General features: G+C 32.7%; 14 protein-coding genes. 6 read left to right on the top strand and 8 right to left on the bottom strand.

The annotated features are described in order from the left end of the window. Positions 1-2,361 carry a TonB-dependent receptor gene (locus IMZ30_RS01840; protein ID WP_207038858.1) on the bottom strand — a complete coding sequence of 787 codons (2,361 nt, stop codon included), beginning with the start codon at positions 2,359-2,361 and terminating at the stop codon, positions 1-3. 162 nt (positions 2,362-2,523) lie between these two features. Here IMZ30_RS01840 and IMZ30_RS01835 point away from each other — a divergent pair, with 162 nt between their 5' ends. From IMZ30_RS01835 to IMZ30_RS01810, 6 genes are read left to right on the top strand one after another with little or no spacing between them, the layout of a single operon-like run. Next, positions 2,524-3,282, top strand: a complete 759-nt coding sequence (locus IMZ30_RS01835; protein ID WP_207038857.1) for a ParA family protein — start codon at positions 2,524-2,526, stop codon at positions 3,280-3,282. Positions 3,283-3,292: 10 nt separating this feature from the next. Continuing rightward, on the top strand, positions 3,293-4,195 hold the full coding sequence (locus IMZ30_RS01830; RefSeq protein WP_207038856.1) for a ParB/RepB/Spo0J family partition protein: 903 nt from the start codon (positions 3,293-3,295) through the stop codon (positions 4,193-4,195). Continuing rightward, positions 4,188-4,775 (top strand): DUF5683 domain-containing protein, encoded by a 588-nt coding sequence (locus IMZ30_RS01825; RefSeq protein WP_207038855.1) that lies wholly within the window; start codon positions 4,188-4,190, stop codon positions 4,773-4,775. Before IMZ30_RS01830 ends, IMZ30_RS01825 begins: the two co-directional genes overlap by 8 nt. A gap of 1 nt (position 4,776) precedes the next feature. Beyond that, entirely contained in the window at positions 4,777-5,490 is a 714-nt protein-coding gene (gene dapB, locus IMZ30_RS01820; RefSeq protein ID WP_207038854.1) for a 4-hydroxy-tetrahydrodipicolinate reductase, read from the top strand. Between the two features lie 2 nt (positions 5,491-5,492). After that, complete coding sequence (lepB, locus tag IMZ30_RS01815) at positions 5,493-7,070, top strand: signal peptidase I (RefSeq protein ID WP_207038853.1); 1,578 nt, start codon at positions 5,493-5,495, stop codon at positions 7,068-7,070. 3 nt (positions 7,071-7,073) lie between these two features. Further along, positions 7,074-7,703 (top strand): WbqC family protein, encoded by a 630-nt coding sequence (locus tag IMZ30_RS01810; RefSeq protein ID WP_207038852.1) that lies wholly within the window; start codon positions 7,074-7,076, stop codon positions 7,701-7,703. Between the two features lie 3 nt (positions 7,704-7,706). Here the strand turns inward: IMZ30_RS01810 and IMZ30_RS01805 are convergent, their stop codons facing one another. From IMZ30_RS01805 to IMZ30_RS01780, 7 genes are all read right to left on the bottom strand, one after another. After that, positions 7,707-8,744, bottom strand: a complete 1,038-nt coding sequence (locus IMZ30_RS01805; protein ID WP_207038851.1) for an endonuclease/exonuclease/phosphatase family protein — start codon at positions 8,742-8,744, stop codon at positions 7,707-7,709. A gap of 11 nt (positions 8,745-8,755) precedes the next feature. Beyond that, positions 8,756-9,649, bottom strand: a complete 894-nt coding sequence (locus IMZ30_RS01800) for a rhomboid family intramembrane serine protease (protein WP_207038850.1) — start codon at positions 9,647-9,649, stop codon at positions 8,756-8,758. A 1-nt stretch (position 9,650) separates the two neighbouring features. Then, complete coding sequence (locus tag IMZ30_RS01795) at positions 9,651-10,409, bottom strand: rhomboid family intramembrane serine protease (RefSeq protein WP_207038849.1); 759 nt, start codon at positions 10,407-10,409, stop codon at positions 9,651-9,653. Further along, positions 10,409-12,220, bottom strand: a complete 1,812-nt coding sequence (gene mutL, locus IMZ30_RS01790) for a DNA mismatch repair endonuclease MutL (RefSeq protein WP_207038848.1) — start codon at positions 12,218-12,220, stop codon at positions 10,409-10,411. The genes IMZ30_RS01795 and mutL overlap by 1 nt, the downstream gene beginning before the upstream one ends. A gap of 4 nt (positions 12,221-12,224) precedes the next feature. Next, positions 12,225-12,515 (bottom strand): hypothetical protein, encoded by a 291-nt coding sequence (locus IMZ30_RS12005; protein ID WP_242529684.1) that lies wholly within the window; start codon positions 12,513-12,515, stop codon positions 12,225-12,227. An 80-nt stretch (positions 12,516-12,595) separates the two neighbouring features. Beyond that, the gene (ribH, locus tag IMZ30_RS01785; RefSeq protein ID WP_207038847.1) at positions 12,596-13,102 is read right to left on the bottom strand and encodes a 6,7-dimethyl-8-ribityllumazine synthase; all 507 of its coding nucleotides are present in this window, start codon (positions 13,100-13,102) and stop codon (positions 12,596-12,598) included. Between the two features lie 2 nt (positions 13,103-13,104). Next, positions 13,105-13,887 (bottom strand): tetratricopeptide repeat protein, encoded by a 783-nt coding sequence (locus IMZ30_RS01780; RefSeq protein WP_207038846.1) that lies wholly within the window; start codon positions 13,885-13,887, stop codon positions 13,105-13,107. Positions 13,888-13,970: the final 83 nt, after the last annotated feature.

Below are 13,970 nucleotides of genomic sequence, written 5' to 3'. Positions count from 1 at the left end.
TTAAAATTCAAAGATGTAACTCACAGAAGGTATAATTCCAAATATTGATAAACGGACAGCTTCGTTTTGGCCAGAAGTTCGGTTTTGTTCGAAATTTAAGGAAGCTGCATTTTTTCGATTGTATAGATTAAAAATGCCAAAATTCCATTTTGAAGTCCATGACTTATGATTTTGATTTTGAGGAGTTAATGTGGCTGAAATATCTAATCTATGAAATGCGGGTAATCGGTTTGTGTTGCGGCCTTCGTAAACTGGAATGTTTAGCCCTTGGTATTCAAATTGACCGACAGGAAAATTAACAGGTCGCCCCGTTTGAAGCGTGAAGCTAGCATTAAAATCCCATTTTTTATTAAAGTCATAATTTGCTGTAAGACTTAAATCGTGAAGGCGATCAAAATTTGCTAAATACCAATCACCATTATTAATGCCGGGATCATTAGCTGAAAATCCAGGTGTGCGTTGCTCTGAACGAGAAATAGTGTAGGCAATCCAGCCTGTAAGTTTGCCTTTATTTTTTCGAGCTAAAAGTTCTAAACCATAGGCGCGACTTTCTCCATTTAAAATAACGCTTTCAATTTGGTCGTTAGCGATTAAATTAGCTCCATTAACATAATCAATTCGGTTGTCTACTGTTTTATAGAACGCTTCAGTTTCAAAACTATAAGTTTTATTTCGGTAATTTTTAAAAAACCCGACTGAATATTGGTTAAGAAGTTGCGGTTTTACAAATTCTCCGCTGGGCGTCCATACATCAAATGGTGTTGGTGAAGAAGTGTTAGAAAGCAGGTGCATATTTTGAGCTAAGCGGTTATAACTTGCTTTTAAAGATGTATCATCGTTGAAACTATAAGATATTGCAAATCGTGGCTCTAAATTATAAAACTCATGTTCAATTTTAGAAGCACTACTTTGTCTTGTGTTAGTAGGTTCGGCTTCCTCATAAATACCTGTTACATTATTGTACCTAATGGGTTGGTTGTTTTCGTAACTAAAAATCTCACCTTGTCCCATACGCCAAAAAGCATTGAGTCTTAAACCGTACTCTAAATTGATGGCATCATTCAGTTTTTGTTTAACACTGAAATACGCCGCATGCTCAAAAGCATGTTTGTTTGCAAGGTTATCAGGATTAATACCAGAATTAGCAGTATTAGGGATGATGTTTCCAGGTTCAATAGTATATTTAATACTGCTTAAGCCATATTTAAAGCTGAATTGGTCTGATATAAAATGATTAAAATTTGCGTTTAAGTTGAGGTTACTTACCCAATTGTCAAATTCAAATCCCACTAGGCTTAAATCTAAGTTGTAATTGTAGCGACTATACGACAGGTTGAAGTCTCCAGATAAATTTTCGCTAAGAAGGCTGTTCCATTTTAAATTTCCGAACGTATTACCATAAGTATTTGTAAAGCTCTCATTTATGCTTACCAAATCATTGCCATGATAAACTGAAAATTCTATACTATTTTTTTCGTTAATTTGATCGAAATACTTAGCATTAAAATCGTAAAAATAAGCCGTATTTTGGTTGTCAGTTAATTTTAAAAATAGATGCGCGTAAGTGGCACGACCAGCTAATAAAAGTGAAGATTTTTTCTTTTTTACAGGCAATTCTAACAACAGTTTGCTTGAAATAACACCAATACCACCATTTCCTGAAATACGATCAAGATTAGCTTTTTTTTGATTAATATCTAACACAGAAGAAACACGACCGCCAAAGTTTGCAGGAATACCGCCTTTGTAAAGTTTTAAATTATCTACTGCATCTGGGTTAAATATCGAGAAAAAGCCAAAAAGATGCGAAGAGCTGAATAGTATAGCATCATCAACAAGAATTAAATTCTGGTCAGTATTACCACCTCGAACATTAAATCCAGCTGCACCTTCACCGGCATTAGAAACACCTGGTAATTGTAAGAGTGATCTAATAACATCTACTTCACCAAATGCGGCAGGAATATTTTTAATACTTTCGGCGTCAAGAGAATTAACACTCATTTGTGTGTCGCGAGTGTCTAAAGCTTCAATATTTTCAGTAATAACAATTTCATTTAAAGACTCTGCTTTAGGAACGAGTGTAAAATTATATACTTGAGATGCTTCAACTGAAATAGATTTTGTAATGGTTTTAAATCCCAAGTAAGAAATCTTAATCGTATAGTTTCCTTTTCCTACTTTCAATGAATAATTTCCATTCTGTCCTGAAACTGTTCCTAAATTCTCTTTTAAAATAATATTTGCGCCTAGTATAGGTTGGTTATTTGTGTCTGTGATTTTTCCCGAAATCTCATAAGTTTGAGCTAATGTGAAACTAAAAGTATATATACAGACAAAAAGAGTGAGTAAATTTCTCAAGTTTTTTAAGCAAATATATTTGGTTAGATTCAATTTTATTGTGAATAAAAGCCTAAAAATGGTTTGAATTTCAAATAATAATGTAAGATTTATCTGTTGATAACTTAGATTTTAAAATGGCGTAATTAATTGTATTTTTACGATTCAAAAAAAGGCTTTTACATGGGTAAAATAATTGCGATTGCAAACCAAAAAGGTGGTGTTGGTAAAACAACAACTGCTGTTAATTTAGCCGCAGCTTTAGGGGTTTTAGAGAAAAAAGTTTTACTAATAGACGCTGATCCTCAGGCTAATGCAACATCTGGCTTAGGAATAGATGTAGAGACTGTTGAGGTTGGTACTTATCAGTTACTAGAACATACTTCAAAAGCTAATGAAGCTATAATAGAAACAGACTCACCAAACTTAGACTTAATTCCTGCCCATATTGATTTAGTTGCGATTGAGCTCGAATTGGTTGATCAAGATAATCGCGAATTAATGCTTAAACAGGCTACACGCAATTTGAAAGAAAATTATGATTACGTGATTATTGACTGCGCACCTTCATTAGGTTTATTAACCTTAAATGCTTTAGCTGCTGCAGATAGTGTAATTATACCTATACAATGTGAGTATTTTGCCTTAGAAGGTTTAGGTAAATTACTTAACACGATTAAAAGTGTACAAAAGGTTCATCATAAAGACTTACTAATTGAAGGTTTATTACTAACCATGTACGATTCACGCTTACGATTATCTAATCAGGTGGTCGACGAGGTTAAAAAGCATTTCAGTGATATGGTATTTGATACAATTATACAGCGCAATGTACGTTTAAGTGAAGCACCAAGTTATGGTGAAAGCATTATTAAATATGATGCTGCCAGCAAAGGTGCAAATAATTACCTAAGTTTGGCAGAAGAATTAATCAATGCCTAATTTTTAAACTATGGCAAAAACAACACGTAAAAAAGCATTAGGAAGAGGATTATCGGCTTTATTGAATGATCCTGAAAACGATATTCAATCTGTTGAAGATAAAAATGCTGATAAAGTAGTTGGCAACATTGTCGAGTTAGAACTCGATTCTATTGAAGTAAACCCATTTCAACCACGAACTAGCTTTAACGAAGACGCCTTAGACGAGTTAGCTTCTTCTATTCGTGAACTAGGTGTAATACAGCCAATTACAGTTAGAAAGGTAGGTCAACAAGCTTATCAGTTAGTTTCAGGCGAACGTCGTTTTAGAGCATCTAAAATAGTGGGATTAGAAACTATTCCTGCTTACATTAGAATCGCAAACGATCAAGAATCTCTTGAGATGGCCTTAGTTGAAAATATTCAACGCCAAGATTTAGACCCAATTGAAATAGCATTATCTTACCAACGATTAATAGATGAAATAGATTTAACACAAGAGCAATTGAGCGATCGCGTTGGTAAAAATAGGTCTACAATTGCTAATTACTTACGTTTATTAAAATTAGACCCAATTATACAAACCGGCATGCGAGACGGCTTTTTAAGTATGGGTCACGGTCGTGCTTTAATCAATATCTCTAATACTGAACAGCAAATTGAAGTGTATGAAAAAATACTAAAAGAAAAGCTTTCAGTGCGCGAGACTGAAAAATTAGTAAAGTCGATTAATGAAGGTCGTAAAAAACCGATTTCTCAACCAAAACTCGACCAAGACAAGCAGCAACAATTAAAAGCTATATCACAACATTTTGGAGCTAAAATTGACATTAAGATTACAAAAAAGGGTAACGGAAAAATTATATTACCATTTTCTTCAGATGAAGATTTTAACCGAATCGCTAAGCTTTTACAAGATTCAAAAAATGCCTAAATTATTAATAGCATTAATTGTTGTTTTCATAAATTCGTTTGTCTTTGCACAGACTGATACAACCTCAGTTTTAAAACTAAACACAAACAGAAAATCACTAAAATCCGAATCAAAATTTCAAGCCAACCCTTTCGATGCAAATGCACCTGCTAAAGCTGCATTTTATTCGGCTGTTTTACCTGGATTGGGTCAAGCTTATAACAAAAGTTATTGGAAAATTCCGCTTGTATATGGTGCAATAGGTGCGAGCACCTACTTTTATATTTTTAATAATAATGAGTATAATCGCTATAGAGATGCTTATAAAAGTCGTTTAGCGGGTTTTGAAGATGATGAATTTTTTGGTGTACTAACCAATGAAAATCTCATTGATGCTCAAAAGCAATTCCGTCAAAATAAAGAATACTCTTTATTATTTATTATTGGATTTTACATACTAAATATCATAGATGCAAATGTTGAAGCGCATTTAAACCAGTTTAATGTTTCGCGCGATTTGAGTGTAAGTCCGCAAATTATACCCAATCACATCACTCGGAAACCAGAATTTAATCTTACTTTTAATATAAAGCTTAATTAATATGAAACTTGCCTTACTTGGCTACGGAAAAATGGGAAAAGCAATCGAAAAAGTTGCTCTTAATCGCGGTCATGAAGTGATATATAAAACAAATAAAGACATAGATTTAGATTTATTGAAGCAGGCAGATTTGGCAATAGATTTTAGCGTTCCTGATGCTGCCTTTAAAAATATCTCAGAAGCTTTAAAAATTCAACTTCCTGTGATTTCAGGAACAACAGGCTGGCTTAACCGTTATGATGAAGCTGTAAAATTATGCCATAAGCACGAATCAAAATTTTTATATGCTTCAAACTTTAGTGTTGGAGTTAATTTGTTTTTTAAACTAAATGCTTACTTATCTAAATTAATGGTCAACACAGATTATAATGCTAAATTAGAAGAAACCCATCATATTCATAAAAAAGATGCACCAAGCGGAACAGCTATTACTTTGGCGGAGCAAGTAATAGAAGATCACACAAAATATTCAGAATGGTCTTGTCCTCCAGAACACGAAGCGTTTAAACTTCCAATTGAAGCATATAGAGAAGGAGAAGTTTTTGGTGATCACACTGTAACTTTTTTTAATAAAATTGACCAATTAAGTATTCGTCACACTGCTTTTTCGCGTGATGGCTTTTCAAAAGGTGCTGTTATAGCAGCCGAATGGATTTATAAACAACCAACTGGCGTTTACACAATGGCGCAAGTTTTAGACGATTTAACTCAGTAATTATGCTAACATTAATCAATTTACTAGTATTGATCATTATTATCCAAGTTATTCATTTTTTGGGAACTTGGAAACTTTATAAACGCGCAGGTCGAGAAGCTTGGGAAGCAGCAATCCCTATTTATAATGCAATCGTATTATTAAAAATAATCAATAGACCTTGGTGGTGGGTATTTTTACTATTTATTCCTGTAATCAATGTTATTATGTTTCCTGTGATATGGGTAGAAACTGCTAGAAGCTTTGGTAAAAATTCAACTTTAGATACTTTTCTAGCCATATTTAGTTTAGGTTTTTACAATTATTATCTCAACTATTTATCAACTTGTCAATACCTAGGTAATCGTAGTATTAAAGCAACAACTAAAACGGGAGAATTTGTTAGTTCTGTTGTTTTTGCAGTGGTAGCGGCAACAATAGTTCATACATACGTCATGCAGCCCTTTACAATTCCAACCTCTTCATTAGAAAAGAGTTTATTGGTTGGTGATTTCCTGTTTGTTAGTAAATTTCATTATGGAGCTCGCGTACCAAAGACACCAATATCTTTTCCTATGGTTCATGATTCAATTCCTGGTCTTGGTGTTAAATCTTATTCATCTTCGGTTGAATTACCTTTAATGCGATTACCTGCTATCACCGAAATTGAACGTAATGATATAGTTGTTTTTAACTGGCCTGTAGATACGGTAAGAATGTTTGGTGATAGCTCAGGAAAACATTACCATAAACCCATCGATAAAAAATCTAATTACGTTAAACGAACCGTCGGTGTTCCAGGTGATTCATTAAAAATTGTTGATGGAAAAATTTATATTAATTCTAAGCCTTTAGAATTGCCTGAGCGTGCAAAACCACAGTATTCTTATATCGTTCAAGGTAAAGGTCAGGGTTTTAATTTGCGTAGTTTAGTTGAAATTTACAATATTACAGATGGTATTGCTTGGTTTAATAAATCAAAACGGCAATATTTAATTCCCGCTGTAACAGAGGCTTCTGCTAAAAAACTCGAAAACCATCCTAATGTAGAATGGATTAAGCGGCAAATTGACCCAAAAGGTGAAAAAGATTTAAAAATCTTCCCTAATAACAAAAAAGTTAATTGGAATCGCGATCAGTTTGGACCTATTTATATTCCAAAAAAAGGAAAAACTGTAAAACTAAATGCTGAATCTTTTTCACTTTATCGTCGTGTGATTGAAGTTTATGAAGGTTCTGAGCTAGGTAGGCAACAAAGCTTGTCTATTAAAGGAGATCAAGTTTACATGAATAACAAACCTATCGATAATTATACCTTTAAACAAGATTATTATTTTATGATGGGTGATAATCGTCATAACAGTGAAGATAGTCGTTTCTGGGGTTATGTCCCAATGAGCCATGTGGTTGGTAAACCTGTATTTATTTGGTTAAGTTTAGATGGTAATGCATCTGGTTTACTTGATAAACTTAGGTTAGACCGTATGTTTACAACCGTAGCTGGTGAAGGCGAACGCGTATCTTATTTGCAATATTTCTTGATTGCATTAGTACTTTGGTTTGGTTTCAGATATTTTAGTAAAAAGCGTAAAAAAGCTTAATTTATGGTAACTTCTCTTTTTCATCCAGCTTATTTTGGTCCTTTAGATCAATACATTGCTATGAGTAAGGCAGATTGTATAGCTTTTGAAATGCATGATAATTACCAGAAACAAACTTATCGTAATAGACAGTATATTTATGGTGCCAATGGTAGGTTGCAATTAAATATTCCTGTTAAGCATAGGAAAGACAATCACCAGCGTCAATTATACAAAGATGTAAAAATTGAGCAAAGTTTTAAATGGCAGCAATTACATTGGAAGTCTATTCAAACTGCTTACAGAACGTCGCCTTTTTTTGAATTTTATGAAGATGATTTTGCCTTTTTGTTTGAAAAACCAGCAACTTTTTTAATGGATTACAATTTGAAATGTACAGAAGTGGTAGCTGAAGCTTTAGGCATAGACTTCAATTTTAAATTTACAGATGAATATAAACTTGTTTATTCATCTAATAATGAAATTAAAGATGAACGCCGATTCATTTCAGCTAAACGTTCAGCATTTTATGGAATTTCAGAATATAACCAAGTCTTTAAGTCTAAGTATGGTTTTATTCCTAATTTATGTGTGTTAGATGTGTTATTTAATTTAGGACCTTCAGCTGAGGTTTATTTTGATCAAATTAAATAAGTGTTATATTTCTATTCGTGTTAAAATCGGGTAGTGGTCTGAATAATTTACATCAAAATTCTTAAACTTAATCGGTTTAAGGTTTTTATCAACATAAATTACATCAATTCTTAACGGTATGAAATCAAAATCGAAAGTTTTACCAAAGCCTTGGCCAACTTCTTTAAAACTATCTTGTAAACGATTGCCTAAAATTTTCCTAGAGACATAAGAAACAGGCGAGTTGTTTAAATCAGCACAAACAACCACTTTGTAAGGTGAATTTTTAATTTCCTTTGCAACTAATTCAGCTTGTGACTGTTGTTTGATAAATGATTTACCAATACGGTTTACTAATTTTTGTTGATCATTATTTTGAAGTTGCTTAACATTAGGAACAATTTTTAAAGATTCTAAATGCACTGCAAAGATTCGTAAAGTGTCGTTGTTAATAACTACATCAGCATAAATAGCATTATTAGCAGTTTGCTCAAATTCAAGATTTTTAGTTCTGATGATTTTATAATTACTAAAAATAGCTAAACCGTTTTTTCCGTTAGCTTTTGTAGGTTGTTTATAACTGTATTTAAATTCTTTTAAATCTGTCGATTCATGTAAATAATAATCTTGTAATGCTAAAATATCAGGCGATTGTTTATGGATAAATTTCTTTATATTTTGAGGTACTTTATCTGAGTCAATCCATTTGTATTTGTTGAATAACCGGACATTATAGTTCATGATGTCAATAGTTGAATCTGTGATGTTTCGATTCTTATTTAAAGTGTTAAATGCATAAATAGAGTTCCAATAGTTAAAACCTATAAGGATACATAATAGCGATAAGAAAACTTGGCGCTTTAATAAAATTACCCAATACAACATAAACAAAACATTTATTGCTAAAAGGATGCCTAAACCAAGGTTTATAATAGACAATATGGATGATAATTTAGGAGGAATAAATGGTAACAAGTAGGCAACAATTAATAATAGCGCAAACAATAAATTAAGGCTATAAATCAATTTATTTCGAAAATTAAGCTTTCTAAAACCAGCCATTAATTCACTTTTTACAAGTCTTTCCCTGCATTAAACAGAAAATCTTTTTCAGCTTTAGTTAAACTGTCGTAGCCACTCTTACTAATTTTATCCAGAATTTGGTCTACTTTTTCTTGATTAGCTTTGTTTGGAGTAGATTTTCTTGACTTTGATTTTGTTTTAGATTTATGAACAGTTTTCATCTTTGGAGATTTTGTAGCCTTAAAAAAGTTAGAAAACCAATTAATGCTGTCTTCAATCCATGCACCAATATCGTTTCCTTTATCTAGCTGTTTTGTGTAGATATAGCCTAAAAGTGCTCCACCAAGATGGGCTAAGTGACCACCAGGATTTCCAAATGGAATTTGTATAAAGTCAACCACCACTAAAAAGCTTGCAATCCACCAAAGTTTTAAATTTCCAAAAATTAATAAACGCACTTGCATGTTTGGTGCCTTAGTTGCAACACCAACCAAAACAGCCATGACAGATGCTGAAGCACCAATTAAATATGATTTACCTGTTCCTTGAAACGCTGGAAAAATGTTATAACTTAAACTGAAGATTAAAGCTCCAAAAATAGCTCCTAAAACATAAAAATTAACTAAGCGTTTTGAAGAATAAAAGGTTAAGAAAAATTGACCAGAAAAATAAAGAATAATCATATTAGATAAAATATGAAATATCCCGGCATGCATAAAAGCGTAAGTAATAATACTCCATGGTCTTATAGCAAAGTCTAATAAATCCTTTGGAAAGCTTAACCACTCGGTTAAAAAACCAGTTGAATATTGATTTCCAGTTAATAAAAATGCAATGGTATTAACTGCAAAAGTCAATATAAACATCGCGATATTAATAACGATTAATTTTTCAACAATATTTGCTAGGTTGTACCTATATCGTAATTTATCTTGCCAATTCATATTAATTCCATCGGTTATAATTAAACTGATTTTTTTTCCAATACCACATCATAATAAATCCGATAATTGCACCACCGATATGTGCCCAATACGCTGTATTCGATGGTCCAAATAAACTAACGCCACTCAGTGCAGAAAATACATTAATTAAAAAATAGCCACCTATTAAGTATTTAGCTTTAATAGGAATTGGTATAAATATAATAAATAAGTGCATATTAGGATATACAATCGCAAATGCTGCTAATACACCAAAAATTGCACCTGATGCACCTACCATTGGTACAACATAAGTTCCTAAAAGTTGATCTGTAATACCCTGTGGAATTTGACTAAAAACACGGTATTGACCTGTTTCGACCACGCTCGCTAAAAGATCTGAAATTTCTCCAGCACTGATACCTTGATCAATATAATATTGGTAGGCTTCATTAAAATTATAGTAACTGAATAAAATTTGCAACCCAGCAGCACCTAAACCAGCCGAAAAATATAGAAATAAAAATCGCTGCTGACCTAAATAATTTTCTAGAGCACTACCAAAAATATAAAGTGCAAACATATTAAAAAGAATGTGCGATATGGTTTCTTGTGCATGCATAAACATATGCGAGAAAATTTGCCAAAACCCAAAATTAGGGTTTTCTGGAAACCATAAAGCAAAAACTTTATAGGCGTAATCGCCAATCACCTGAGAGCCAACAAAAAAGATGATGTTAACAATTAAAAGGGTTTTTACAGTTGGTGTTATTTGTTGCATTAAGCGAATTTTTTAGAGATGTCGTCTAAACTTAAATTAAAATAAATTTGTTTTTGGTCGGGAGTTTGTAAATAATCTTTACAAGAAAATAAGGTATCGATTATTTGGTTGATTTCAGCCTGATCTAACTGTACACCTGTTTTGATTGCCATATTTTTAGCTAAAGCTTTAGCTAAAATCGTATTACTTTCAAAACTTGAACTTGGCAAATCATCTGTAAAGGCTGAAAAAATTTCATCTAAAATTTGTGGCACTTGTTGTTCTTGAACTAAATCTGGAATCCCGTTAATTACTAAATGATTTTTTGAAGAAGTTGAAAATCTAAATCCTGTGTTTTCAATAGATTCTTGTAAATTTTCAAAAACTAATGCTGTTTTTTGATTTAGTTCAAGCTCTAAAGGAAATAAAAGTTGCTGGCTTGCAGCAGGCTGTTCAGTAATATTTTTTAATAAAGCTTCGTATAGAATTCTATAATGTGCCCGATGTTGATTAATTAAAATGAGCCCGCTTTTAAAAGCTGAAACTAAGTATTTATCAGCTAATTGAAAGGCTTTGTTTTGTGTTGTAAACTCATGTTCTTCAAATAATTTTGATTCAAATTCAACAGTTTCAGTTGAAGTTTTTGGTACTTCAACAGAATATAAATCTTCCCAGTTGGTTATCGAATTTGACTTTTGGCGACTCTGCGATTGGGTAGACTCTGTTTTAAAAGGATTATAATCGCGATCTACTTCAATACTTGGTATTTTGGCAGGTGAATGGTGTTGTTTATAGTTTGTTTCTAGGCTACTATCTTTTTCAAAATCAAGAACAGGTGCAATATTAAACTGTCCTAAACTATGTTTAACACTACTTTGAATGATGCTATAAATAGCATGTTGGTCATCAAATTTAATTTCCGTTTTAGTAGGGTGAATGTTAATGTCTATCCGTTTAGGATCTATATCTAAATATAAAAAATAGGATGGATGTGTTTTGTCTTTCAGCAAGCCTTCGAAACCAGCTAATATGGCGTGGTTTAAATAATGATCTTTAATGTAACGATTATTAACAAATATAAATTGTTCGCCACGGCTGCGCTTTGCATATTCGGGCTTACCAATAAATCCTTTAACTTTCAGTAAATCTGTAGATTCTTCAACAGGAACAAGTTTTTCATTGCTTTTTGTACCCATTATTCCAACTATACGTTGTCGAAGGTTTGAGGTTTGTAATTGAAATAATTCGTTAGAATTATGAATCATATCAAAAGCGATATTAGGATGCGCCAAGGCAACACGCTGAAATTCGTCTATAATATGCTTAAGTTCAACTTGATCTGATTTTAAAAAGTTTCGACGTGCAGGGATATTAAAGAATAAATTTTTAACGGCGATTGAAGTTCCTTTCGCAGTTACTATAGGTTGTTGTTCTTTAACTTCACTTCCTTCGACTTGAATTTGAGTACCAACATCTTCCTGATCTTGTTTTGTTTTCAATTCTAGATGAGCAATGGCCGCAATAGATGCAAGAGCTTCACCTCTAAATCCTTTAGTTTGAAGTTGAAATAAATCTTCAGCCGCTGATATTTTAGATGTGGCATGCCTTTCAAGTGACAATCGAGCATCAGTTTCGCTCATGCCATCGCCGTTGTCTACGACTTGAATTAATGATTTGCCAGCATTTTTAACAATAAGTTTTATTTTAGAGGCTTGGGCATCGACGGCATTCTCTAGCAATTCTTTGACAACAGATGCCGGTCTTTGTACCACTTCACCGGCGGCAATTTGATTAGCAACGTGATCTGGCAATAATTTTATGCGATTACTCATAAATTTACTGGCTGAAAATTGAGAGATCAAAATCGATAAGCCATAAAAAAAGGAAAACTAATATTAAAGCGATTAAAATCACTCGCCTATTAATTGAACGATTACTACGATGGCGACTATTTTTTCGAGCATCTGCCCAATGAGACCCAAAATCTATAGAGTTGTGGGTTGATTTATATTTATTAAAGTTAGAATCTATTTCGTAAATATTACTAATTTTTTTGCCATTATAATAACGTGGCGTGTAATTATAACGCGTGTTCTTGGGTAATTTGAATGATTTAACTTTAAACATAAACTTAAATAAAAATCAAATTTAGTGATTTACTGTTTAACGGCGTAAACATCACTTATATTTTAAGAAAAGTAAAAGAATTAAGCTTTGTAAAACTTAGCGTCTTTTCTAAGTTGAGCCATCTTTATAGCAGCTATTGCTGCTTCAGCGCCTTTGTTACCGTATTTGCCACCCGAACGATCTCTAGACTGCTGAATGTGGTTGTCGGTAAGTACACAAAAAATGGTTGGGATATCTGAGGTTAAATTAAGTTCAGCAATACCGTTAGTAACACCATGACAAACAAAATCAAAATGTTTAGTTTCACCTTGAATAACGCTACCAATTGCAATCACAGCGTCTAGCATTTCAAAGCTTTCTTGTATTTTTTTGCAACCATAGATTAATTCAAAACTGCCAGGGACATTCCAACGGACGATATTTTCTTTAATAACGCCAACATCAATCAAAGCATCAAAAGCGCCTTGAAATAGGTTTTCAGTAATTTCGTTATTCCACTCAGACACAACGACACCTATTTTAAAATCTTTTGCTTGTGGTAGTTCAGATTTATTGTAAAAAGAAAGATTAGTGCCTTTAGTTGCCATAATTATTGCATTGCTTCAGCTTGACCTAAATAGACGTCAGCTTGTTTTGCTTCTTCAGTATCTGAGTAATTATCTTTAAGGTTATTGAGGTGCTTTAAAGCGATATCGGCTTTTCCTAATTCAATAGCAGTTATGGCTGCCTTCAATAAATATTTGGCAGATGTAAAGGAATTCGATCTAAGGTTTGCTGCCTTTTCGTAATAGTTAAGCGCTTTATCAGTTTGCCCAATTTGCTGAAAAGCATCAGCAATTGTGCCTTGAGCCATTGGCATTAGTAGTTCATCATCACTTGAAAAAGCATCTAAATATTCGATAGCTTTTTCATAATTAGATAACTTAAAATAAGCCATACCAGCATAGTAATTGGCTAAATTACCTGATTTTGTTCCGCTATACTGCGAAGCGATATCAGTAAATCCAAATTTACCATTACCACCATCTAATGATAAAGTGTAAAGTGAGTCTTTGGCATTTTTACCAGAGGCTTCTATAGCGTTCTTAAAATACATCTGCGCCTGATTAAGCTCATTAGCAGCTTCAATTTCGGTTGGTTCTACTATAAATTTTTGATAGGCAAGAGAGCCTAAAACTACAACAACCACAACAATTATTGCACCAAAAATTTGTTTTTGATATTTGCTGATAAACTCTTCAGTTTTACTAGCGCTTTGGTCAAGTGACTCAAAAACTTCAGCGGTTGTTGAATCTTGAGTTTCAACATCATTTGGTTGATCGTTCTCTTTATTCTGCTTGTTTTTATATCCTCTTTTCTTGTATGATGCCATAATTTTTGTTTAATCGACGCGCAAAAATATAATTTTTATCGATTTAAAAATACATTTTATTTGATAATTTCGCTATTTGAATT

The sequence above is a fragment of the Psychroflexus sp. ALD_RP9 genome (assembly GCF_017311165.1).
Taxonomy (GTDB): domain Bacteria; phylum Bacteroidota; class Bacteroidia; order Flavobacteriales; family Flavobacteriaceae; genus Psychroflexus.
The sequence above is the reverse complement of the archived record's forward strand: the minus strand, read 5'-3'. Positions and strand labels throughout refer to the sequence as shown.

What these genes read in the sequence shown, in the direction of transcription:
- IMZ30_RS01810 (WP_207038852.1), top strand. Translation starts at nt 7,074, where the DNA reads ATGGTAACTTCTCTTTTTCATCCAGCTTATTTTGGTCCTTTAGATCAA.
- IMZ30_RS01805 (WP_207038851.1), bottom strand. Translation starts at nt 8,744, where the DNA reads ATGGCTGGTTTTAGAAAGCTTAATTTTCGAAATAAATTGATTTATAGC.
- IMZ30_RS01835 (WP_207038857.1), top strand. Translation starts at nt 2,524, where the DNA reads ATGGGTAAAATAATTGCGATTGCAAACCAAAAAGGTGGTGTTGGTAAA.
- IMZ30_RS01830 (WP_207038856.1), top strand. Translation starts at nt 3,293, where the DNA reads ATGGCAAAAACAACACGTAAAAAAGCATTAGGAAGAGGATTATCGGCT.
- IMZ30_RS01780 (WP_207038846.1), bottom strand. Translation starts at nt 13,887, where the DNA reads ATGGCATCATACAAGAAAAGAGGATATAAAAACAAGCAGAATAAAGAG.
- IMZ30_RS01795 (WP_207038849.1), bottom strand. Translation starts at nt 10,409, where the DNA reads ATGCAACAAATAACACCAACTGTAAAAACCCTTTTAATTGTTAACATC.
- mutL (WP_207038848.1), bottom strand. Translation starts at nt 12,220, where the DNA reads ATGAGTAATCGCATAAAATTATTGCCAGATCACGTTGCTAATCAAATT.
- dapB (WP_207038854.1), top strand. Translation starts at nt 4,777, where the DNA reads ATGAAACTTGCCTTACTTGGCTACGGAAAAATGGGAAAAGCAATCGAA.
- ribH (WP_207038847.1), bottom strand. Translation starts at nt 13,102, where the DNA reads ATGGCAACTAAAGGCACTAATCTTTCTTTTTACAATAAATCTGAACTA.
- lepB (WP_207038853.1), top strand. Translation starts at nt 5,493, where the DNA reads ATGCTAACATTAATCAATTTACTAGTATTGATCATTATTATCCAAGTT.
- IMZ30_RS01825 (WP_207038855.1), top strand. Translation starts at nt 4,188, where the DNA reads ATGCCTAAATTATTAATAGCATTAATTGTTGTTTTCATAAATTCGTTT.
- IMZ30_RS12005 (WP_242529684.1), bottom strand. Translation starts at nt 12,515, where the DNA reads ATGTTTAAAGTTAAATCATTCAAATTACCCAAGAACACGCGTTATAAT.
- IMZ30_RS01800 (WP_207038850.1), bottom strand. Translation starts at nt 9,649, where the DNA reads ATGAATTGGCAAGATAAATTACGATATAGGTACAACCTAGCAAATATT.